This is a genomic window from Pseudomonas allokribbensis (assembly GCF_014863605.1).
GTDB lineage: Bacteria > Pseudomonadota > Gammaproteobacteria > Pseudomonadales > Pseudomonadaceae > Aquipseudomonas > Aquipseudomonas allokribbensis.
On record NZ_CP062252.1, the window covers coordinates 464,261 to 485,621 of the forward strand.

18 protein-coding genes are annotated in these 21,361 nt (G+C 62.2%); 11 read left to right on the plus strand and 7 right to left on the minus strand.

Going from position 1 to position 21,361, the window contains the following annotated elements:
• Window positions 1-154: 154 nt before the first annotated feature.
• From IF199_RS02105 to IF199_RS02130, 6 genes are all read right to left on the minus strand, one after another.
• Window positions 155-532 (minus strand): gamma-butyrobetaine hydroxylase family protein, encoded by a 378-nt coding sequence (locus tag IF199_RS02105; RefSeq protein WP_102620210.1) that lies wholly within the window; start codon window positions 530-532, stop codon window positions 155-157.
• Window positions 533-608: 76 nt separating this feature from the next.
• Window positions 609-1,946: an ATP-dependent protease ATPase subunit HslU gene (gene hslU / locus IF199_RS02110; RefSeq protein ID WP_096819927.1), complete on the minus strand. Its 1,338-nt coding sequence runs from the start codon at window positions 1,944-1,946 to the stop codon at window positions 609-611.
• A 48-nt stretch (window positions 1,947-1,994) separates the two neighbouring features.
• Window positions 1,995-2,531 (minus strand): ATP-dependent protease subunit HslV, encoded by a 537-nt coding sequence (hslV, locus tag IF199_RS02115; RefSeq protein WP_003220875.1) that lies wholly within the window; start codon window positions 2,529-2,531, stop codon window positions 1,995-1,997.
• A 155-nt stretch (window positions 2,532-2,686) separates the two neighbouring features.
• On the minus strand, window positions 2,687-3,403 hold the full coding sequence (locus IF199_RS02120; RefSeq protein WP_096819926.1) for an SPOR domain-containing protein: 717 nt from the start codon (window positions 3,401-3,403) through the stop codon (window positions 2,687-2,689).
• A 1-nt stretch (window position 3,404) separates the two neighbouring features.
• The gene (argS, locus tag IF199_RS02125; RefSeq protein ID WP_096819925.1) at window positions 3,405-5,141 is read right to left on the minus strand and encodes an arginine--tRNA ligase; all 1,737 of its coding nucleotides are present in this window, start codon (window positions 5,139-5,141) and stop codon (window positions 3,405-3,407) included.
• 142 nt (window positions 5,142-5,283) lie between these two features.
• Window positions 5,284-7,503: a primosomal protein N' gene (locus IF199_RS02130; protein WP_096819924.1), complete on the minus strand. Its 2,220-nt coding sequence runs from the start codon at window positions 7,501-7,503 to the stop codon at window positions 5,284-5,286.
• Window positions 7,504-7,672: 169 nt separating this feature from the next.
• Here IF199_RS02130 and rpmE point away from each other — a divergent pair, with 169 nt between their 5' ends.
• The 3 genes from rpmE (at window position 7,673) to IF199_RS02145 (ending at window position 10,167) form a co-directional block, all read left to right on the plus strand.
• Window positions 7,673-7,891 carry a 50S ribosomal protein L31 gene (gene rpmE / locus IF199_RS02135; RefSeq protein WP_007975586.1) on the plus strand — a complete coding sequence of 73 codons (219 nt, stop codon included), beginning with the start codon at window positions 7,673-7,675 and terminating at the stop codon, window positions 7,889-7,891.
• 41 nt (window positions 7,892-7,932) lie between these two features.
• Window positions 7,933-8,715: a thermonuclease family protein gene (locus IF199_RS02140; protein WP_192559570.1), complete on the plus strand. Its 783-nt coding sequence runs from the start codon at window positions 7,933-7,935 to the stop codon at window positions 8,713-8,715.
• Between the two features lie 183 nt (window positions 8,716-8,898).
• Window positions 8,899-10,167, plus strand: a complete 1,269-nt coding sequence (locus IF199_RS02145) for a malic enzyme-like NAD(P)-binding protein (protein ID WP_096819922.1) — start codon at window positions 8,899-8,901, stop codon at window positions 10,165-10,167.
• A gap of 169 nt (window positions 10,168-10,336) precedes the next feature.
• Here IF199_RS02145 and IF199_RS02150 read toward each other — a convergent pair whose 3' ends face one another.
• Window positions 10,337-12,781, minus strand: coding sequence for a penicillin-binding protein 1A (locus tag IF199_RS02150; RefSeq protein ID WP_371858309.1), 2,445 nt, complete (start codon window positions 12,779-12,781; stop codon window positions 10,337-10,339).
• A 219-nt stretch (window positions 12,782-13,000) separates the two neighbouring features.
• Here IF199_RS02150 and IF199_RS02155 point away from each other — a divergent pair, with 219 nt between their 5' ends.
• The 8 genes from IF199_RS02155 to IF199_RS02190 all read left to right on the plus strand — a co-directional run bounded on the left by IF199_RS02155 (window position 13,001) and on the right by IF199_RS02190 (window position 21,239).
• A complete protein-coding gene (locus IF199_RS02155; RefSeq protein ID WP_102620205.1) occupies window positions 13,001-14,065 on the plus strand; it encodes a pilus assembly protein PilM in 1,065 nt (354 codons plus the stop codon).
• Window positions 14,065-14,631, plus strand: coding sequence for a PilN domain-containing protein (locus tag IF199_RS02160; protein ID WP_192559571.1), 567 nt, complete (start codon window positions 14,065-14,067; stop codon window positions 14,629-14,631). The genes IF199_RS02155 and IF199_RS02160 overlap by 1 nt, the downstream gene beginning before the upstream one ends.
• Entirely contained in the window at window positions 14,628-15,251 is a 624-nt protein-coding gene (pilO, locus tag IF199_RS02165; protein WP_192559572.1) for a type 4a pilus biogenesis protein PilO, read from the plus strand. Before IF199_RS02160 ends, pilO begins: the two co-directional genes overlap by 4 nt.
• Complete coding sequence (locus IF199_RS02170; protein ID WP_096819917.1) at window positions 15,248-15,772, plus strand: pilus assembly protein PilP; 525 nt, start codon at window positions 15,248-15,250, stop codon at window positions 15,770-15,772. Before pilO ends, IF199_RS02170 begins: the two co-directional genes overlap by 4 nt.
• A gap of 13 nt (window positions 15,773-15,785) precedes the next feature.
• Window positions 15,786-17,864 (plus strand): type IV pilus secretin PilQ, encoded by a 2,079-nt coding sequence (locus tag IF199_RS02175; RefSeq protein ID WP_192559573.1) that lies wholly within the window; start codon window positions 15,786-15,788, stop codon window positions 17,862-17,864.
• A 4-nt stretch (window positions 17,865-17,868) separates the two neighbouring features.
• On the plus strand, window positions 17,869-18,387 hold the full coding sequence (gene aroK / locus IF199_RS02180; protein ID WP_045121685.1) for a shikimate kinase AroK: 519 nt from the start codon (window positions 17,869-17,871) through the stop codon (window positions 18,385-18,387).
• A 142-nt stretch (window positions 18,388-18,529) separates the two neighbouring features.
• Window positions 18,530-19,630 (plus strand): 3-dehydroquinate synthase, encoded by a 1,101-nt coding sequence (gene aroB / locus IF199_RS02185; protein ID WP_096819915.1) that lies wholly within the window; start codon window positions 18,530-18,532, stop codon window positions 19,628-19,630.
• A 10-nt stretch (window positions 19,631-19,640) separates the two neighbouring features.
• A complete protein-coding gene (locus tag IF199_RS02190; protein WP_192559574.1) occupies window positions 19,641-21,239 on the plus strand; it encodes an AAA family ATPase in 1,599 nt (532 codons plus the stop codon).
• The last annotated feature ends 122 nt before the right edge of the window (window positions 21,240-21,361 follow it).

Consider the following 21,361-nt stretch of genomic DNA (forward strand, 5'->3'; position numbering starts at 1 on the left):
TGCTTTACAGTCGTAGAGCACTGCAGGGAACTTGCCAGCTCCATTGGTTACCCGAGTTTAATTTTTTTCGCAAGCAGCCGATCCCGGGCCGCTTTAGCGGAGCATTCAAACAGATGAATTTAGAAAATGCCCTCTAAACAGTCCGAGGCGCGGACTAGAGCATCAGCTTGACGACGGACTCGTCCGGGTCGCGGGTTTTGCCGGCGGCTTTGAGCTCGGCCAGATAATCCGCCCAGAGTGCGTCATAACGTCGCCCCAGTTCGTAGAGGTAATCCCAGGTGAACAGGCCGCTGTCGTGACCGTCGTCGAAGGTCAGTTTCAGTGCGTACTGACCGGCCGGTTCTACCTTGGACAGGCCGACGTGCAGCTTGCCGAATTGCAGGATCGGTTTGCCGTGGCCCTGGACCTCGGCGGAGGGCGAATGCACGCGCAGGAATTCGGCGGGCAGGGTGTACTCCTCGCCGGACGCGTATTTGAGCGACAGGGTTTTCGAGGCTTTGTGCAGTTTGATGTCGGTGGGGAGTTGGGTCATTGCCGGCGTTCCGTCAGGTGAAAAAAATTGTGGGAGCCGATGGCTCCCACAGTTTCACGACCACTGTCAGTATGGCTTACAGGATATAACGAGACAGATCTTCGTTCTGCGCCAATTCACCCAGGTGGCTGTTGACGTACTCGGCGTCGATCAGGATCGCCTTGTCGTCGTGGGCGCTGGCCAGATCGCCGGCGCTGAACGACACCTCTTCCAGCAGGCGCTCGAGCAGCGTGTGCAGGCGACGGGCACCGATGTTCTCGGTCTTCTCGTTGACCTGCCAGGCAATCTCCGCCAGGCGCTTGATGCCGTCAGGCTGGAACTGGATGTTCAGGCCTTCGGTCTTCAGCAGCGCGCAGTATTGCTCGGTGAGCGAGGCGTGCGGTTCGCTGAGGATGCGCTCGAAGTCTTCCGGGCTCAGGGCCTTGAGTTCGACGCGGATCGGCAGACGGCCTTGCAGCTCCGGCACCAGGTCGCTCGGCTTGCTCAGGTGGAACGCACCGGAGGCGATGAACAGGATGTGGTCGGTCTTGACCATGCCCAGCTTGGTGTTGACGGTGCAGCCTTCGATCAGCGGCAGCAGGTCGCGTTGTACGCCTTCACGGGACACATCGGCGCCGCCGACATTGCCGCGCTTGGCGACCTTGTCGATTTCGTCGATGAACACGATGCCGTGCTGCTCGACCGCTTCCAGGGCCTTGGCCTTCAACTCTTCTTCGTTGACCAGGCGACCGGCTTCTTCATCGCGCACCAGCTTCAGCGCTTCCTTGACCTTGAGCTTGCGAGACTTCTTCTTGCCCTTGCCCATGTTGGCGAACAGGGACTGAAGCTGGTTGGTCATCTCTTCCATGCCCGGCGGCGTGGCGATCTCGATGCCGGCCATTTCGGCGACTTCGATCTCGATTTCCTTGTCGTCCAGCTGACCTTCGCGCAGGCGCTTGCGGAACAGCTGGCGGGTGTTGGAATCCGGGCTCGGCGCTTCTTCGTTGCTGAAGCCCATGCGTGCCGGCGGCAACAGCGCGTCGAGGATGCGGTCCTCGGCAGCGTCTTCGGCGCGGTGGCGAACGCGGGTCATTTCCTGCTCGCGCAGCATCTTGATCGCGGCATCGGCCAGATCACGGATGATCGACTCGACGTCGCGGCCGACGTAGCCGACTTCGGTGAACTTGGTCGCTTCGACCTTGATGAACGGCGCGTTGGCCAGCTTGGCCAGGCGACGGGCGATCTCGGTTTTACCGACACCGGTCGGGCCGATCATCAGGATGTTCTTCGGGGTCACTTCAACACGCAGCTCTTCAGGCAGCTGCATGCGGCGCCAGCGGTTGCGCAGGGCAATCGCGACGGCGCGCTTGGCATCGTCCTGGCCGATGATATGGCGATTGAGTTCGTGGACGATTTCGCGGGGAGTCATGGACATAATAATTGACGGTCCTCAAGCAGAAACAAGCCGTGGCACAGGGCCGACTCAGGCTTCTTCAGCGAGATCCTGCTCCTCAATGGTCTGAGTGTGGTTGGTGAATACACAGATGTCGGCGGCGATCCCGAGAGCGGTCTCGACGATTTCGCGGGCCGACAGATCGGTCTTTTTCAGCAGCGCGCTGGCAGCGGCCTGGGCGTAACCGCCACCGGAACCCATGGCGATCAGGCCGTTTTCCGGTTCGACCACGTCACCGTTGCCGGTGATGATCAGGGAGGCGTCCTTGTTGGCGACCGCGAGCATGGCTTCGAGGCGGCTCAGGGAACGGTCGGTACGCCACTCTTTGGCGAGTTCGACGGCGGCGCGGATCAGGTGGCCCTGATGTTTCTCGAGCTGGCCTTCGAAACGTTCGAACAGGGTAAAGGCGTCGGCGGTGGCACCGGCGAAACCGGCGATGACCTGGCCGTGGTACAGGCGACGAACTTTCTTCGCGTTGCCTTTCATCACGGTGTTGCCGAGAGAAACCTGGCCGTCGCCGCCCATGACGACTTTGCCGTGGCGGCGGACTGAAACGATGGTGGTCAAGGGAAGAGTCTCCACACTGCGGGGCGAAAATGCCTTATGCCCATTCATATGGGGGTGGTGGAGAGGATTTCAACTGCGGGAAGGGAGAGGGGACGAGCGGTGTTGTCGCGCTGATCCTCCCCACGCAGAGCGCGGGAAGGATCATTCGGGGGAAATCAGCGGCTCTGGCGTTGTTGTAACAACAGGTTGCTGAAGCCCGCGCCCGCCAGTTGTTTCTGGGCGGTGGTCAGTTGTTCGCGGTTGCTGAACGGGCCGACCAGTACGCGATACCAGGTTTCATCCTTCACCGTCCCGGATTCAACCGCTACCGCCTGGCCGAGCAGAATGATCTGCGCGCGCACCTTGTCGGCATCGGCCTCTTTGCGGAACGAACCGGCCTGGAGGAAGAACTTGGTTACCGGCGCAGCCTTGGTCACCGGCGGCGCTGGCGGTGGGGTAATCCCGGCCAGTGCAGCCTGGGCGCGCGCCGTGTCGATCTTCGCCGCTTCCGCCGGGGTGACCGGCGTGGTCGGGATCGCCGGCACCTGTGGCGTCGGCAGGGTTTTCTCCGGCACGGCGTCAGGCGGCACGATCACTTCCGATTCCGGCAGCAGGGTGTAGAAGTCGTACTTCGGCTTCACCGGTTGCGTCGGGCTCGGCGGGGTCTTGTTGGCCTCGGCGATCTTGGTGGCTTTCTGTTGCTGCTGTTGCTCGATCTTCTCGCGCTTGACCGTGTCGCTGCCCTTGCCCGGCTCCAGTTTCATCAGGAACACGATGAACGCGCCGACCGTCAGGCCGATGGCCATCCACAGCCAACCCGGGATCGGTTGCTTTGCAGGAGCTTGGTAACGGCTGGCGCCACGCTTGGGTGCAGGTTTTTTCTTGGCAGCCAACTTACATACGCTCCAGGGTTTCCAGGCCGAGCAGTTCCAGGCCTTGCTTGAGGGTACGGCCGGTCAGCGCGGCAAGGCGCAGACGGCTTTGCATTTGTGCCGGGGTGTCGGCGGCGAGGATCGGGCAGTTCTCGTAGAAGCTAGAGAACAGGCCGGCGACGTCGTACAGGTAGGTGCACAGGGTGTGTGGCGTGCCCTTTTCCGCGACGTTGTTCAGCACTTCACCGAACTGCGCCAGTTTGGCCGCCAGTTCCTGTTCGTGCGCCGCTTCGAGAACGATCTGGCCGTCGACCTCGCTGAAGTCCTTGCCCAGTTTGCGGAACACGCCAGCCACGCGGGTGTAGGCGTACAGCAGGTACGGCGCGGTGTTGCCTTCGAAGTTGAGCATCAGGTCGAAGTTGAAGCTGTAGTCGCTGGTGCGGTGCTTCGACAGGTCGGCGTACTTCACCGCGCCGATGCCCACGACTTTGGCGATGTTGCGCAGCTCGTCTTCGGCCAGCTCCGGATTCTTGTCCTTCACCAGGGTGTAGGCGCGTTCCTGAGCTTCGGTCAGCAGATCGATCAGCTTCACGGTGCCGCCATCACGGGTCTTGAACGGACGACCATCGGCGCCGTTCATGGTGCCGAAGCCCATGTGTTCCATTTCCATCGGATGGGTCACGAAACCGGCCTTGCGCGCCACGGCGAACACTTGCTGGAAGTGCAGGGCCTGACGCTGGTCGACGAAGTACAGCGCACGGTCGGCCTTCAGCTTGCCGCTGCGGTAGCGCACGGCCGCCAGGTCGGTGGTGGCGTACAGGTAGCCGCCGTCAGCCTTGACGATGATCACCGGCAGCGGCTCGCCTTCGGCGTTCTTGAACTCGTCGAGGAACACGCACTGGGCTCCGTTGCTTTCGACCAGCATGCCGGCGGCCTTCAGGTCGTTGACCACGTTGATCAGGTCGTCGTTGTAGGCGCTTTCGCCCATCACGTCGGCCATGGTCAGTTTGACGTTGAGCAGTTCGTAGATCTTCTGGCAGTGCGACAGCGAGATGTCCTTGAATTTGGTCCACAGCGCCAGGCATTCGGCATCGCCGGCCTGCAGCTTGACCACCAGGCCACGGGCGCGGTCGGCGAATTCCGGGGACTCGTCGAAACGCTGCTTGGCGGCGCGGTAGAAGTTTTCCAGGTCCGACAGCTCGTCGCTGGTGATCGGGTTTTCCTGCAGGTACGCCATCAGCATGCCGAACTGGGTGCCCCAGTCGCCAACGTGGTTCTGACGGATCACGGTATCGCCGAGGAACTCGAGCACACGGGCCACGCCGTCGCCGATGATGGTCGAGCGCAAGTGGCCGACGTGCATCTCTTTGGCCAGGTTTGGCGCCGACAGGTCGACCACGGTGCGTTGCGCCGGGCCCGCCTTGCGCACGCCAACGTGAGCGTCGGCCAGTGCGGCGTCGAGGCGCGAGGCCAGCGCTTGCGTGTTCTGGAAGAAATTGAGGAAGCCGGGGCCGGCGATTTCGGCCTTGGTGACGTTCTCGTCAGCCGGCAGGGCGGCGATGATTTTCTCTGCCAGGTCGCGCGGCTTCATGCCCGCAGGCTTGGCCAGCATCATCGCGATGTTGCTGGCGAAGTCGCCGTGGGTCTTGTCCCGGGCGTTCTCCACCTGGATCGCCGGCGTCAGGCCTTCAGGCAACACACCTTCGTTGACGAGTTGGGTGAGGGCTTGTTGGATCAGCTGGCGAATGGTGTCTTTCATGGTCTTCTCTTTCGACCGCAAGCGCGGCGGCGCATCGATGCGCGGGTGGAAAAACTGGGCATTATCCGTTGCGAAGACGGGCTTGCCAACCTTAGCAGGCAGGATGTGGATGTGTGGTGACAATTCGAGCGGTTTTGCCCGGTCAGTACAGATCCACCGGATCGACATCCAGCGACCAGCGCACCGCCCGGCCGCTCGGCATCTGCTCCAGCGCCAGCAGCCAGCTCGCCAGCAACCGGTGCAGCGGCGCCCGGGCCGTGGCCTGCAACAGCAGCTGCGCGCGGAAGCGTCCGGCCCGACGTTCCATCGGCGCCGGCACCGGTCCCAGCAGTTCGATGCCGCTCAGGTTCTGCTCAGCCAGCAAGCGCTCGGCTTCGCTGCAGGCTTCATCAAGAAAGCCTTCGGCCTGCCCCGGCTTGTGGGCTTCGGCGCGCAACAGCGCCAGATGCGAGAATGGCGGCAGCCCGGCGGCGCGGCGTTCGCTCAGGGCCTGTTCGGCGAAGGCGAAATAACCCTGTTCGGTCAGTTGTACCAATAAAGGGTGGTCGGCGAGGTGCGTCTGAATGATCACCTTGCCAGGCTCCTCTGCACGCCCGGCGCGGCCGGCGACCTGCACGATCAGCTGCGCCATGCGCTCGCTGGCGCGGAAGTCACCGGAAAACAGCCCGCCATCGGCATCGAGGATCGAAACCAGGGTGACCCGTGGGAAGTGGTGCCCCTTGGCCAACATCTGGGTGCCGACCAGGATGCACGGCTGACCTTTCTGAATCGTGGCGAACAACTGATTCATGGCGTCTTTGCGCGACGTGCTGTCGCGGTCGACGCGCAGTACCGGATAGTCCGGGAACAGAATCGCCAGCCGTTCCTCGGCCCGCTCGGTGCCGGCGCCCACCGGCCGCAGATCGACCTTGTTGCACTTCGGGCACTGGCGTGGCACGCGCTCGACGTAACCGCAGTGGTGGCAGCGCAGTTCGCCATAGCGCTGGTGCACGGTCATCCGCGCATCGCAGCGCTGGCACTCGGACATCCAGCCGCAATCGTGGCACAGCAGGGTCGGGGCAAAACCCCGGCGGTTGAGGAACACCAGCACTTGTTGGCCGGCGGCGAGGGTCTGGCCGATGGCCTGCTGCATCGGCCCGGAAATACCGCTGTCCAGCGGACGACTTTTCACATCCAGGCGCAGGAACCGTGGCTGCTTGGCGCCGCCGGCCCGTTCGTTCAGGCGCAGGAGCCCGTAGCGACCGGTGTAGGCGTTGTGCAGGCTTTCCAGCGACGGCGTCGCGGAGCCGAGGACGATCGGGATGTTTTCCTGCCGCGCCCGCACCAGCGCCAGATCCCGTGCGTGGTAGCGCAGGCCTTCCTGCTGTTTATAGGAACCGTCGTGTTCTTCGTCGATGATGATCAGCCCCGGATTTTTCATCGGGGTGAACAGCGCCGAGCGGGTGCCGATAATAATGTCGGCCTCGCCGTCGCGGGCAGCGAGCCAGGCGTCGAGCCGCTCACGGTCGTTGACCGCCGAGTGCAGCAGGGCGATGCGCGCATTGAAGCGTTGTTCGAAGCGCGCCAGGGTTTGCGGGCCGAGGTTGATCTCCGGGATCAGCACCAGCGCCTGCTTGCCGGCTTCGAGGGTTTCGCGGATCAGCTGCAGATAGACTTCGGTCTTGCCGCTGCCGGTGACACCGGCCAGCAGGAACGCGTGATAACTGTCGAAACCGGCGCGAATCGCTTCATACGCGGCGCGCTGTTCGCTGTTGAGCGGCAACTCCGGCTGGGCCAGCCAGTGCTCGTGGCGTGCGCCGGGGGCATGGCGACGCACTTCGACCTGCACCAGATCCTTGGCCAGCAGCAGATCGAGGCTGTCCTTGTTCAGCATCAGTTTGCTCAGCAACTGATGGGCGACGCCGTGAGGGTGCTGGGCCAAAGTCGCCAGGGCTTCACGCTGGCGCGGCGCGCGGGCGATGCGCGGGTCATCGAGACTGGCACCGGGGGCAGCGGACCAGAAACGCTCCTGCCGGGCCTCGGCCAGTTCGCCCTGGCGCAGCAGCACCGGCAGTGCCCAACTCAAGGTGTCGCCGAGGCTGTGCTGATAATACTGAGCCGTCCACAGGCACAGCTTGAACAGTGCCGGCGGCAGCGGTGCCGTGGCATCGAGCAGGGCCAGCGCCGGTTTGAGCTTTTCCACCGGCACTTCACTGGTGTCAGTGACTTCCACCAGAATCCCGATCATTTCCCGCCGACCGAACGGCACCCGCAGGCGCATGCCCGGTTGCAACTGCGAGCGCAGCACGCCGGCCGGGGCCCGATAGTCGAACAGGCGGCGCAGGGGCGAAGGCAGGGCGAGGCGCAGAATGGCGTCGGGCACGCGGAGGATTCTCATAGGCGGGGCGGTGAAGAAGGGCGGGAGCCTAGCAGACGGTCGGTCTCAGTGACAGCTTGCGTGATTAGCATTGTCTGGTAGAATCCGCGGCCTAATTACGTGCGGTATTCAACAATAGTGTTGGGTGGCGGCACGCTAGCCTGAGGAAGACACCATGAAAGCTGATATCCATCCAGAATACCCAGCAGTTGCTGTTACCTGCAGCTGCGGCAACAAGTTCGAAACCCGTTCGACCTTCGGCAAAGCCCTGGCGATCGACGTTTGCAACGAGTGCCACCCGTTCTACACCGGTAAGCAGAAGACTCTGGACACCGGTGGTCGCGTTCAGAAGTTCGCCGACCGTTTCGGTGCTTTCGGCGCGAAAAAGGCCTAAGGCCCTTCATTCTGGAAAGCCTCAAAGGTTTTTCCGGTCTGATGAAAAAGGCGTCCCTTGCGGGCGCCTTTTTTGTGTCCGCGATTTGGCTGTCCGGCGCCCAGGCCTTCTGCCCGGCTCCCGCCGGCCTGACCAGCGTCTCCGTGCAGCGCGTGGTCGACGGCGACACCTTGCGCCTGAACGACGGGCGCAGCGTGCGGATGATCGGGCTCAACACCCCTGAGCTCGGCAAGCAGGGTCGCAGCGACGAACCATTCGCGGTAGCGGCGCGCAAGCGTCTCGAAGCATTGGTCGCAGAGAGCGACAGTCGGGTCGGCCTGCTGCTCGGCGCCGAGTCCAAAGATCATTACGGCCGGACCCTGGCCCATGTTTTCAGCGCCAAGGGTGACAATCTCGAAGCGCAAATGCTCGCCGATGGCCTCGGTTTCCAGGTCGCGGTGGCGCCGAATGTCGATCTTGTTGATTGCCAGCAGGCTGCCGAACGCCGTGCACGGCAGGCCGGTCTTGGCCTGTGGAAGCGCTCACCTGTACTGAAAGCGGAGCAGATCGAGCGATCGGGTTTCGCCGTGGTCGGCGGTCGTGTGAGCAAGGTTCAGCGCAATCGCGGCGGAATCTGGATCGAATTGCAGGACAAGCTTGTACTGCGCGTTGCACCCAATCTGCTGGATCGTTTCGATGACGCTTCGTTGCTAGCGCTGAAGGGCAGGCAGATCGAGGCCCGGGGCTGGGTGCTCGACCGTTCGCGAAGGGGTGGATTGAAACCGGGTCAGGCTCGCTGGTTGTTGCCGCTGACCGATCCTTCGATGTTGCAATCGTCTCGCTGAAGAAAAATTGTAGACATTTTTTCTGTCGATTGTGAACAGTCAAGCCCTTGTGCGCCGTGGCTCTTGGCCCAAAGTCGTAGGGCAGGGCGCTTGACAGGGGTGACCGGGCAGTCTTGTGGGGACTTTGCGAGGCGCGTATCCTCGCTGACCAGTCTGTCCAACAGTAAAAAGCGGAATGCCAAAATGTCTGATCTGAAAACTGCCGCTCTCGAATATCACGCCCATCCTCGTCCAGGAAAGCTGAGTGTCGAGCTCACCAAGGCCACTGCTACCGCCCGCGACCTGTCGCTGGCCTACAGCCCCGGCGTAGCTGAACCAGTGCGCGAGATCGCTCGCGATCCTGAACTGGCCTACAAGTACACCGGCAAGGGCAACCTGGTTGCAGTCATTTCCGATGGCACCGCGATTCTGGGCCTGGGTAACCTCGGCCCACTGGCTTCCAAGCCAGTGATGGAAGGTAAAGGCGTGCTGTTCAAGCGCTTCGCCGGCATCGACGTGTTCGACATCGAAGTCGATTCCGAAAGCCCGCAAGCCTTCATCGACACCGTAAAACGCATTTCCATCACCTTCGGTGGCATCAACCTGGAAGACATCAAGGCGCCTGAGTGCTTTGAGATCGAACGCGCTCTGATCGAGCAGTGCGACATTCCGGTGTTCCACGATGACCAGCACGGCACCGCGATCGTGACCGCTGCGGGCATGATCAACGCCCTGGAAATCGCTGGCAAAACCCTCGGCGAAGCCAAGATCGTCTGCCTGGGCGCCGGCGCTGCCGCTATCTCCTGCATGAAATTGCTGGTGAGCATGGGCGCCAAGGTCGAGAACATCTTCATGATCGACCGTACCGGCGTGATCCACGCTGGCCGTGACGACCTGAACCAGTACAAGGCTGTGTTTGCTCACGCTACCGAGAAACGCACGCTGGACGACGCCATCGAAGGCGCTGACGTATTCGTCGGCCTGTCGGGCCCGAACCTGCTGAGCGCCGAGCAACTCAAGCGCATGGCGGCCAACCCGATCGTCTTCGCGTGCTCCAACCCGGATCCGGAAATCTCCCCGGAACTGGCCCACGCCACCCGTAACGACGTGATCATGGCCACCGGCCGTTCGGACTACCCGAACCAGGTCAACAACGTGCTGGGCTTCCCGTTCATCTTCCGTGGTGCCCTGGACGTTCGCGCCAAGCGCATCAACGAAGAAATGAAAGTGGCTGCTGCCAACGCCCTGCGTGAACTGGCCAAACTGCCGGTTCCACAGGAAGTGTGCGACGCCTACGGCGGCATCAAGCTGGAATTCGGTCGTGAGTACATCATTCCGAAGCCAATGGACAAGCGCCTGATCACCCTGATCTCCGACGCCGTGGCCAAGGCCGCGATCGAGACCGGTGTGGCCACCCTGCCGTATCCGAAGCACTACCCGCTGAAAAGCGTGGATGACGTGTTCAACGGCTAAGCCGTTGTAGCGCTTCAACCGAAAGCCCCGGCTCGTGAGAGTCGGGGCTTTTTTGTGCCTGAGGGTTTTGTGTCGGGTGTGGCCGGTTCATCCAGCACCAATCCTGAAGGCAATAAAAAGCCCCGCACTTCTCACGAAGGCGGGGCTTTTTGGCGGATCAGGATCGGGATCAGAACAAGTCTATCGGCGCCTGTTCATCCGCTGGCAACGGACTGCCCGGTGCTGTGCCGTTACCGATCTCGTTGACCGACGGCGGCGTGTCTTCGGCCTTGAACAGCTCGAAGTAGGCGCCCGGTGTGCTCGGTGTGGCCGCGCGGCCGCTGACCGGATCCACCCGCAGGCTCAGGATGCCTTCCGGCTCTGGCTGGACATGCGGCGGCTTGTCCTTGAGCGCGGCGCTCATGTAGTTCATCCAGATCGGCAGCGCCACGGTGCCGCCGAACTCCCGGCGACCAAGGCTTTCCGGCTGGTCGAAACCGGTCCAGACCGTGGTCACGTAATCGGCGTTGTAACCGGAGAACCACGCATCCTTGGATTCGTTGGTAGTACCGGTTTTACCCGCGATGTCGCTGCGGCCCATGGCCAGTGCACGGCGACCGGTGCCGAGCTTGATCACGTCCTGCAGCATGCTGTTGAGGATGTAGGTGGTGCGGCCATCGACGATGCGCTCGGCGACTGCCGGCACTTGCGGCATTGCGGCACTGCCCGGCGCTTCACCCGGAATCGGCGCTGCGTTGACGGTGATCGATTGGGTCGCCGGTGCCGCGATGCCGTCGGTGGCTGCGCCGCCCTGCGGTACGGTCGGCGGGTTGGCGACAAACAGCGTGTCGCCATTGCGGCTTTCGATCTTGTCGATGATGTACGGGGTGATCTTGAAACCGCCGTTGGCGAAGGTGCTCCAGCCGGTGGCGATTTCCATTGGCGTCAGGGTCGCGGTGCCCAGCGCCAGGGACAGGTTAGGCGGCAGGTCCTGTTTGTTGAAGCCGAAGCGGGTGATGTAGTCGATGGTCTTGCCTACGCCCATCGCCTGCAGCAAGCGGATCGAAACCAGGTTACGCGACTTGTACAGCGCCTCACGCAGACGGATCGGGCCGAGGAAGGTGTTGGTGTCGTTCTTCGGACGCCAGACCTTGTCCAGGTACTCGTCGACGAACACGATCGGTGCGTCGTTGACCAGGCTGGCGGCGGTGTAGCCGTTATCCAGCGCGGCGCTGTAGACGAACGGCTTGAAGCTCGAGCCCGGCTGACGCTTGGCCTGCATTGCGCGGTTGTAGTTGCTCTGCTCGAAGGCGAAACCGCCGACCAGCGAACGGATCGCGCCGTTTTGCGGATCCAGCGACACCAGCGCGCCCTGAGCCTGTGGAATCTGGCTGAACTTCAGCGAATTGTTCGGCTGGCGCTGCACGCGCACCAGATCGCCGACCTGCGCGACATCCGATGGCTGGCGCGGCGCGGCGCCCATGCTGTTGGTATTGAGGAACGGACGGGCCCATTTCATGGTGTCCCACGCCACGTGCTCTTCACCGGTGCGGGTCAGCACTTGCAGACCGTTCTTGTCGACCTGGGTGACGATGGCCGGCTCGAGGCTGCTGATGGTGCGCTGCTTGGTCAGCTCGGTGGCCCAGGCTTCATGGGTCTTGCCCGGCAGACGCGATTCAGGGCCACGGTAGCCGTGACGCTGGTCGTAGGTCATCAGGCCTTCGTGCAGCGCGGTGTTGGCCATTTCCTGCAGGTTGCTCGGCACCGTGGTGGTGACGCGGAAACCTTCGGTATAGGCGTCGCTCCCGTAGCGGCCGACCATTTCGGCGCGGGCCATCTCGGCGATGTACGGCGCGTTCACTTCCGGGGTTGGCACGTGATAGCTGGCGTTCAACGGCTCGTTGATGGCGGCGGTGTAGTCGGCCTCGGTGATCTTGCCGAGCTTGTACATGCGCCCGAGGATCCAGTCACGACGCTCCTTGCTGCGCGCCGGGTTGGCCAGCGGGTTGAAGCGCGACGGGGCTTTCGGCAGGCCGGCGATCATCGCCATCTGCGCCAGGCTGACCTCGCGGATCGACTTGCCGTAATACACCTGCGCCGCCGCCTCGATGCCGTAGGCGCGGTTGCCCAGATAAATCTTGTTCACGTACAGCTCGAGGATCTCGTCCTTGGTCAGCTGCCGTTCGATCTGCAGGGCCAGGAGGATTTCCGTGGTCTTGCGCGAGAAGCTGCGTTCGCTGGTCAGGAAGAAGTTCTTCGCCACCTGCATGGTGATGGTGCTGCCGCCGGACTGGATGTGCCCGCTCTTGACCAGTTGGGTCGCGGCACGCATCAGGCTGCTCGGATCGACGCCATAGTGGTTGGCGAAGTTGTCGTCTTCAGCACTTAGTAACGCATTGATGAAATTGGGGGGAATGTCGGCGAAACGGATCGGCGTGCGGCGCATTTCGCCAAATTCTGCGATCAACTTGTTGTCGCTGCTGTACACCCGGAGCGGAATCTGCAACTGAATGCTTCTCAGCGCCTCCACAGATGGCAAACCCGGACTAAGGTAAAGAAACGCGCCGCTGAGACCTAAAAGCAGTCCGCAGAAAACGGCGACGATGGACCAACCGAAGAATTTCAGCAGACGAATCAAGGCTTTTGGACATCCAGGGCAAAGAATGAATTGGGCGACAGGGTTCCGGAAACACACAGAACGGCCCGCGCCGGCAGTAAAAAGCGGAAAAAATCGCTGGGCATTATAAGCACTTTTCCGCTGGGGGCGTCATTTGCGCTTCTGTCAAGACGGGGCGAGGGAACGCAATGCGCATTACAGAGTCCGTAACTCACGGATAGTCATAGGGAATTGGTAGTGCTAGGACTCTTCAACAAAAAGACCAACACGTTACTGGGGATCGACATCAGCTCCACTTCGGTGAAGCTGCTGGAGCTGAGCCGTCAGGGTGAGCGCTACCGGGTCGAGGCGTACGCGGTGGAGCCGTTGCCGGCCAACGCCGTGGTCGAGAAGAATATCGCCGAACTCGAAGGCGTCGGGCACGCCTTGTCCCGGGTGCTGGTCAAGGCGCGTACCGGGCTCAAGAGCGTGGCGGTGGCGGTGGCCGGCTCGGCGGTGATCACCAAGGTCATCGAAATGGACGCCGGGCTGTCCGACGACGAGCTGGAAAACCAGCTCAGGATCGAGGCCGATCAATACATCCCCTATCCGCTGGACGAAGTCGCCATCGACTTCGAAGTCCAGGGCGTTTCACCGCGCAACCCCGAACGGGTCAATGTGTTGCTGGCCGCCTGTCGCAAGGAAAACGTCGAAGTCCGCGAGGCGGCACTGGCCCTCGCCGGCCTCACTGCGCGGGTGGTGGATGTCGAGGCGTATGCGCTCGAGCGCTCGTTCGGCTTGCTGGCCATGCAGCTGGCGGCTTCCCAGGAGCGCCTGACCGTTGCGGTGGTCGATATCGGCGCCACCATGACCACCCTCAGCGTCCTGCACAACGGCCGGATCATCTACACCCGCGAGCAACTGTTTGGCGGGCGCCAACTGACCGAGGAAATCCAGCGCCGTTATGGCCTGACCATTGAACAGGCCGGGCTGGCCAAAAAGCAGGGCGGTCTGCCGGACGATTATGTCAGCGAAGTCCTGCAGCCCTTTCGCGAGGCGCTGGTGCAGCAGGTCTCGCGTTCCCTGCAATTCTTCTTCGCCTCCGGCCAGTACAACGCGGTCGACCACATTCTGCTGGCCGGCGGTACGGCGTCGGTGCCCGGGCTGGATCGGCTGATCGAAGAGCGCCTGGGCACGCCGACCCAGGTCGCCAACCCGTTTTCCGACATGGCCTTGAGCAGCAAGGTCAACGCCGGGGCCCTGGCCAGTGATGCGCCGGCCCTGATGATTGCCTGCGGGCTCGCGCTCAGGAGTTTCGACTGATGGCGCGGATCAACCTTTTACCCTGGCGTGAGGAGCGCCGCGAAGAACGACGCAAACGCTTCCTGCTGGCCCTGACGGGCGTGGTGGTCGGTTCGGTCGGCGCGGTCTTCATTGCTGCGCAGATCTTCAGCACCGCCATTGAGCGGCAGCAGACGCGCAACGATTACATCGGCAAACAGATCGCCGTGGTCGATGAGCGGATCAAGCAGATCAGCGAGCTCAAGGCACGTCGCCAGCAATTGGTGGAGCGGATGCGCATCATCCAGGACCTGCAGGCCAACCGGCAGGTCAGCGGGCGGATTTTCGATCAATTGGCGCGCACCCTGCCTGACGGGGTGTATTTCACCAGCGTGAAAATGGTCGGCAAAACCCTGTCGATCAGCGGTGCGGCGGAGTCGAACAATCGGGTGTCCGACCTGATGCGCAATCTCGATGCATCCGACTGGTTCGATGCGCCGAGCCTGAACGAGGTCAAGGCGACCACGGCCGGGCAACTGGATCAGGCCAACGTCTTTCAACTGACCGTCCGTCAAACCCGGCCCAAGAACCTGGAGGACGATCAATGAAACCGTCCGAATGGTTCGCAAGCCTGCGCAATATCGATTTCAACGACCTGGATACCAGCAACATCGGCTCCTGGCCGCAGGCCGTCAAAGGCCTGGCCGGGGCGCTGTTGATGATCCTGGTCCTGGCGCTGGGCTACAACTTTTTCGTCAGTGACATGGAAAACCAGCTTGAGCTCAAGCGTACGGAGGAAGCCACGCTCAAGGAACAGTTCACCAGCAAGGCACACCTGGCGGCCAATCTCGAGCTGTACACCCAGCAGATGAAGGAAATGGAGAACTCGTTCGGCGTCCTGCTGCGGCAATTGCCCAGCGACACCGAAGTGCCGGGGCTGCTGGAAGACATCACGCGCACCGGTCTGGGCAGCGGTCTTGAATTCGAGGAGATCAAGCTGTTGCCGGAGGTGACGCAGCAGTTCTACATCGAATTGCCGATCCAGATCACCGTCACAGGCGCGTATCACGACCTCGCCACCTTCGTCAGCGGTGTGGCCGGATTGCCACGGATCGTGACCCTGCACGACTTCGAGCTGGCGCCGGCCAACCCGGAAGGCGGGACGAAGTTGCGCATGAGCATCCTCGCCAAGACGTACCGCTACAACGACAAGGGGCTGCAAAAATGAGCCCGATCCGTTTCCTTCTATTGTCGACCTTGACGCTGGGCTTGAGCGGTTGCGGCGGCAACGACTTCAGCGATCTCGACGCCTACATGAATGAAGTGCGCCTGCGACCGCCGGGCAAGATCGAGCCGACGCCGACCTTCCGTTCCTACCCGACGTTCACCTACAGCGCCGCCAGCCTGCGCAGCCCGTTCTCGCGTCAGGTGCGGGTCGATCTGGCCGGGCAGCAGCATGGTTCGCGCAACGTCAAGCCGGACCCGAACCGGGTCAAGCAGTACCTCGAAGGTTTCAACATCGAGCAATTCGAGATGGTCGGCACGATTGCCAATGCCTCCGGCTCCTTTGCGCTGCTGCGCGGGGCGGGCGGGGTGCATCGGCTGAAAGTCGGCGATTACCTGGGGCGCAACGACGGGCGCATCGTCGCGATCAGCGCCTCCCAGGTCGATGTGGTCGAAATCGTTCCCGATGGCGAAGGGGCCTGGCTGGAGCGGCCGCGCACCATTCCTTTGAAAGAGCACTCATAGTGGAAGTCGAACAATGAACAGGATTTTCTCCACCCTCGGTTTTTCGCTATGGATAGCGCTGCTGTCGCCGATGGTTCAAGCGGCCAATCTGAAGACGCTGGACGTTGCGGCGCTGCCGGGCGATCGCGTCGAGTTGAAGCTGTCGTTCGACGGCCCACCGCCACAGCCCAAGGGCTACACCACCGATTCGCCTGCGCGGATTGCTCTGGATCTGCCGGGAGTGGCCAGCCAGCTCGCGAGCAAGACTCGCGACCTCGGTAGCGGAAATGCGCGCACTGCCACAGTGGTCGAGGCCAACGACCGTACCCGGTTGATCATCAACCTGACGCAGTTGGCGCCGTATGACGCCCGGGTCGAGGGGAACACGCTGTTCGTGGTGGTCGGGCAGGGCAGCAAAGTTACTGCGCCGCGACCTGCTACCAAGGCTCCGCGCGCCACGCCGGTGGCCGCCCCGGCCCGGACGTTTGCGCCTACCGCCAAGGCCATCCGTGGCGTGGACTTCCAGCGTGGCACGGCGGGTGAGGGCAATGTCGTCATCGACCTGTCCGACCCGACCATTGCGCCGGACATCCAGGAACATGACGGCAAGATCATCCTCAATTTTTCCCGCACCCAATTGCCCGAGCCGTTGCGGGTGCGCCTCGACGTCAAGGATTTCGCCACCCCGGTGCAGTTCGTCAATGCTGGCGTCAGCGGGGATCGCGCGACCATCACCGTCGAGCCCAGCGGCACCTTCGACTATTCCACTTACCAGACCGACAACAAGCTGACCGTGAGCATCCGGCCGTTGACCGTCGATGACCTGCAAAAGCGCAACGCCGACCGCAACAGCTACAGCGGCGAAAAGCTTTCGCTGAATTTCCAGGACATCGATGTGCGTTCGGTGCTGCAACTGATCGCCGATTTCACCAACCTCAATCTGGTGGCCAGCGACACGGTGCAGGGCGGGATCACCTTGCGCCTGCAAAACGTGCCGTGGGATCAGGCGCTGGATCTGGTGCTCAAGACCAAAGGGCTGGACAAGCGCAAGGTCGGCAACGTGTTGCTGGTGGCGCCGGCGGATGAAATCGCTGCCCGCGAACGGCAGGAACTGGAATCGCAGAAACAGATCGCCGAGCTGGCACCGCTGCGCCGCGAGCTGCTGCAAGTGAATTACGCCAAGGCTGCGGACATCGCCAAGCTGTTCCAGTCGGTCACCAGCGCCGAGGCCAAAGTCGACGAACGGGGTTCGATCACCGTCGATGAGCGCACCAACAACATCATCGCCTACCAGACCCAGGATCGCCTCGACGAGCTGCGGCGGATCGTGGCGCAACTGGATATCCCGGTGCGTCAGGTGATGATCGAGGCGCGGATCGTCGAAGCCAACGTCGATTACGACAAAAGCCTGGGCGTGCGCTGGGGCGGATCGATCCAGAACAAGGGCAACTGGAATACTTCCGGGGTCAGCAACGGCTCGTCGACCACCATCGGTACACCGGGGAGCACCAGCACCAACTCACCGTTCGTCGACATGGGCACGGTCAACAACACGTCCGGGATCGGCATTGCGTTCATCACCGACAACGTCTTGCTGGACCTTGAGCTGACGGCGATGGAGAAGACCGGCAACGGTGAAATCGTCTCGCAGCCCAAGGTCGTCACCTCCGACAAGGAGACCGCGAAGATCCTCAAGGGCACCGAAATTCCGTATCAGGAAGCCAGCTCCAGCGGCGCTACGTCGGTGTCTTTCAAGGAGGCCTCGCTGTCGCTGGAGGTCACGCCGCAGATCACTCCGGACAACCGCATCATCATGGAGGTGAAGGTCACCAAGGACGAACCGGACTACCTGAACAAAGTGCAGGATGTACCGCCGATCAAGAAAAACGAGGTCAATGCCAAGGTGCTGGTGAACGACGGCGAGACCATCGTGATTGGCGGGGTTTTCTCAAATACTCAAAGCAAGGTCGTAGATAAGGTGCCATTTCTTGGCGATGTGCCGTATCTTGGCCGCCTTTTCCGGCGTGATGTGGTTTCGGAGAAAAAATCCGAGCTGCTGGTATTCCTCACTCCGCGTATCATGAATAACCAGGCGATTGCTGTGAGTCGTTGATTCTGTGCGAAATTTGATTCTTGTAGGACCGATGGGGGCTGGAAAAAGCACCATCGGCCGATTACTGGCCAAAGAGCTGCGCCTGCCGTTCAAGGATTCCGACAAGGAAATTGAACTGCGTACGGGCGCCAATATCCCGTGGATCTTCGACAAGGAAGGCGAGCCCGGTTTTCGTGATCGTGAGCAGGCGATGATCGCCGAGCTGTGCGCGTTCGACGGCGTGGTGCTGGCGACGGGCGGCGGCGCGGTGATGCGCGATGCCAACCGCAAGGCCCTGCATGAGGGCGGACGGGTGGTGTATCTGCACGCCTCCGTCGAGCAGCAGGTCGGCCGCACCTCCCGCGACCGCAACCGGCCGCTGCTGCGCACGGCCAATCCCGAGAAAACCTTGCGCGACCTGCTGGCGATCCGTGATCCGCTTTATCGGGAAATCGCCGATCTGGTGGTGGAAACCGACGAGCGGCCACCACGCATGGTCGTGCTCGATATTCTCGACCGCCTGCAGCAGCTTCCGCCCCGTTAAAGCGCCGCCCGAAATGCGCTATCCTCGGCGTCCTGTCGAGGGTTGTGGCCGATCGCATGCAAGCGGCGTCACATCACTCAAGACCGGGGACATCCGATAATTCAAGGCAGGACGCCTGCTTCCATCTTCACTGTGGGGACACATGCAGACACTCAAGGTCGATCTAGGCGAGCGCAGCTACCCGATTCATATTGGCGAAGGACTGTTGGATCAGCCTGAATTGCTGGCTCCGCACATCCACGGGCGGCAAGTGGCAATCATCTCCAACGAGACTGTTGCGCCGCTCTATCTCGAGCGTCTGACCCGCAGCCTGGCGCAATTCTCGGTGGTTTCCGTGGTGCTGCCGGACGGCGAAGCCTTCAAGAACTGGGAAACCCTGCAACTGATCTTCGACGGCCTGCTGACTGCTCGGCACGATCGTCGTACCACCGTCATCGCCCTTGGTGGCGGTGTGATCGGCGACATGGCCGGTTTTGCAGCCGCCTGCTACCAGCGCGGCGTCGATTTCATCCAGATTCCTACCACGCTGCTGTCCCAGGTCGATTCGTCGGTGGGCGGCAAGACCGGGATCAACCACCCGCTGGGCAAGAACATGGTCGGCGCCTTCTATCAGCCGAACGTGGTGCTGATCGATACGGCGTCCCTGAAAACCCTGCCAGCGCGCGAGCTGTCGGCAGGTCTGGCGGAAGTCATCAAGTACGGCCTGATCTGCGACGAGCCGTTCCTGACCTGGCTCGAAGACAATGTCGACGCCCTGCGCGCACTGGATCAGAAAGCCCTGACCTATGCCATCGAGCGCTCCTGCGCGGCCAAGGCGGCGGTGGTCGGCGCCGATGAGAAAGAAACCGGCGTACGCGCCACGCTCAACCTCGGCCACACCTTCGGCCACGCCATCGAAACCCACATGGGCTATGGTGTCTGGTTGCACGGTGAAGCGGTCGCTGCTGGCACGGTAATGGCGATGGAGATGTCCGCGCGCCTCGGCTGGATCAGCGAGCAGGAGCGCGATCGCGGGATTCGTCTGTTCCAGCGTGCCGGCCTGCCGGTGGTGCCGCCTGAAGAGATGAGCGAAGCCGATTTTCTCGAACACATGGCAATTGACAAAAAAGTGATCGACGGTCGTTTGCGCCTGGTGCTGCTGCGCCGGATGGGCGAAGCGGTAGTGACCGACGATTATCCGAAAGAGGTTCTACAGGCCACGCTGGGAGCGGATTACCGCGCTCTGGCTCAGCTTAAAGGTTAATAAGATTCCGATGACTAGTTTGCATGCCGACGAGGCGTTCCTCGGCCATTTCCAGTTAAGTCATGACCCTTTCGCTCCACGGGTCCCGGGCTTCAAATTCTTCCCGGCCCAGCGCAAACCGGTGCTGGGTCAACTGCACCACCTGGCGCGTTACAGCCAGTTGCTGCTGGTGGTCACCGGCCCTCAGGGCAGCGGCAAGACGTTGCTGCGCCAGGCGCTGGTTGCCAGCACCAACAAGCAGTCGGTTCAGAGTGTTGTCGTCTCCGCCCGTGGCGCCGGCGATGCGGCCGGTGTGCTGCGTCAGGTCGCCCAGGCGCTGGACGTGGCCCAGGCCGATGTCGGAGCGATCCTCGATCAGGTCGTACAGTTGGCGCTGACCGGCCAGGAAGTCTATCTGCTGGTGGACGATGCCGAGCAGCTCGACGAGTCTGCGCTTGAAGCCCTGATGGCGCTGGGCGCCGGCGCGCCGGAAGGCCGTCCGCATGTGTTCCTGTTCGGCGAGTCGTCGCTGATCGCTCAGCTTGAGGCGCTGCACCTTGAGGAAGAGCGTTTCCACGTCATCGAATTGCAGCCGTACACCGAAGAAGAAACCCGCGAATATCTCGACCAGCGGCTCGAAGGCGCGGGCCGTGGCGTCGAACTTTTCACCGCGGATCAGATCTCTGATATTCACGAAAGCTCCGAGGGTTGGCCGGGCAACATCAACCAGGTCGCTCGCGATGCTCTGATCGAAGTCATGATTGCCAGCCGCTCTGCGGTCAAGCGTCCAAGTATGGGGTTCAACATGCCGAAGAAACACGTATTGGCGATTTCCGCCGTCGTCGTGGTGGCGGTCGCTGCCGCCTGGCTGATGCCTGGTCGCAACAAGGCGCCAACCACCGGCGCACCGGCCAATGAACAGGCACAGCTGCCATTGGGCCAGGGTGGCGCACCGAACGTGGAGTTCGCCGGTAACACCCAGCCGATGCCGTTGCCGCTGGTCGGCAATTCGCAACCGGTCATGCGCAAGCCATTGGCCGAAGCGGCGGGCGGGATTACCGAGGGTGACGACGGTGTGCCGCTGGAAGGTTCCAGCAATACGCCGCCAACCGTGACCACCACCGCGCCACCGGCCGGTGTGCCGGCCGGTCCAGCACCGACGCCGGTTCCGGTCCCTGCGGCCAAACCGACACCGGCACCGACTCAGGTTGCCACGGCCAAGCCAGTGCCTGCTCCGGCCGCGCCAGTCGCCAAGCCTGCTCCGGTGCCGGCCAAGCCTGTAGCAGCGGCCAAACCGGCCGAGAAAGCCGCCGAGAAGCCGGTCACCGTCGCCAAGGCCGCTGGCGGCAGCTGGTACGCCGGCCAGGCGCCGGGCAACTACGTGGTGCAGATCCTCGGCACCAGCTCTGAAGCCGCCGCACAAAGCTTCGTCAAGGAGCAGGGCGGCGAGTACCGTTATTTCAAGAAAGTCCTCAACGGCAAGCCGCTCTACGTGATCACCTATGGCAGCTTTGCCAATCGTGATGCGGCCGTTTCTGCCATCAAGGCCTTGCCAGCGAAGGTTCAGGCTGGTAAACCTTGGCCTCGCACTGTCGCCAGCGTCCAACAGGAACTGGCAACAACTCGCTGAAGATTCGGCGGCCTTACCCAGGCCGCCTCTCCAAGCACCTCAAAATTTCTACAAGTGCGCGCCGCCCTTACGGGCCGCGTGCCTTGTGGTGTCTGCGTCACAGTAGTCTTTGAGTCGTTGCG

Bases quoted from the DNA above. Each gene is read 5' to 3' on its own strand.
- IF199_RS02105 (WP_102620210.1), bottom strand. From the start codon at position 532: ATGACCCAACTCCCCACCGACATCAAACTGCACAAAGCCTCGAAAACC.
- hslU (WP_096819927.1), bottom strand. From the start codon at position 1,946: ATGTCCATGACTCCCCGCGAAATCGTCCACGAACTCAATCGCCATATC.
- argS (WP_096819925.1), bottom strand. From the start codon at position 5,141: ATGAAAGACACCATTCGCCAGCTGATCCAACAAGCCCTCACCCAACTC.
- rpmE (WP_007975586.1), top strand. From the start codon at position 7,673: ATGAAAGCTGATATCCATCCAGAATACCCAGCAGTTGCTGTTACCTGC.
- IF199_RS02140 (WP_192559570.1), top strand. From the start codon at position 7,933: ATGAAAAAGGCGTCCCTTGCGGGCGCCTTTTTTGTGTCCGCGATTTGG.
- IF199_RS02145 (WP_096819922.1), top strand. From the start codon at position 8,899: ATGTCTGATCTGAAAACTGCCGCTCTCGAATATCACGCCCATCCTCGT.
- IF199_RS02160 (WP_192559571.1), top strand. From the start codon at position 14,065: ATGGCGCGGATCAACCTTTTACCCTGGCGTGAGGAGCGCCGCGAAGAA.
- pilO (WP_192559572.1), top strand. From the start codon at position 14,628: ATGAAACCGTCCGAATGGTTCGCAAGCCTGCGCAATATCGATTTCAAC.
- IF199_RS02170 (WP_096819917.1), top strand. From the start codon at position 15,248: ATGAGCCCGATCCGTTTCCTTCTATTGTCGACCTTGACGCTGGGCTTG.
- IF199_RS02175 (WP_192559573.1), top strand. From the start codon at position 15,786: ATGAACAGGATTTTCTCCACCCTCGGTTTTTCGCTATGGATAGCGCTG.
- aroB (WP_096819915.1), top strand. From the start codon at position 18,530: ATGCAGACACTCAAGGTCGATCTAGGCGAGCGCAGCTACCCGATTCAT.
- IF199_RS02190 (WP_192559574.1), top strand. From the start codon at position 19,641: ATGACTAGTTTGCATGCCGACGAGGCGTTCCTCGGCCATTTCCAGTTA.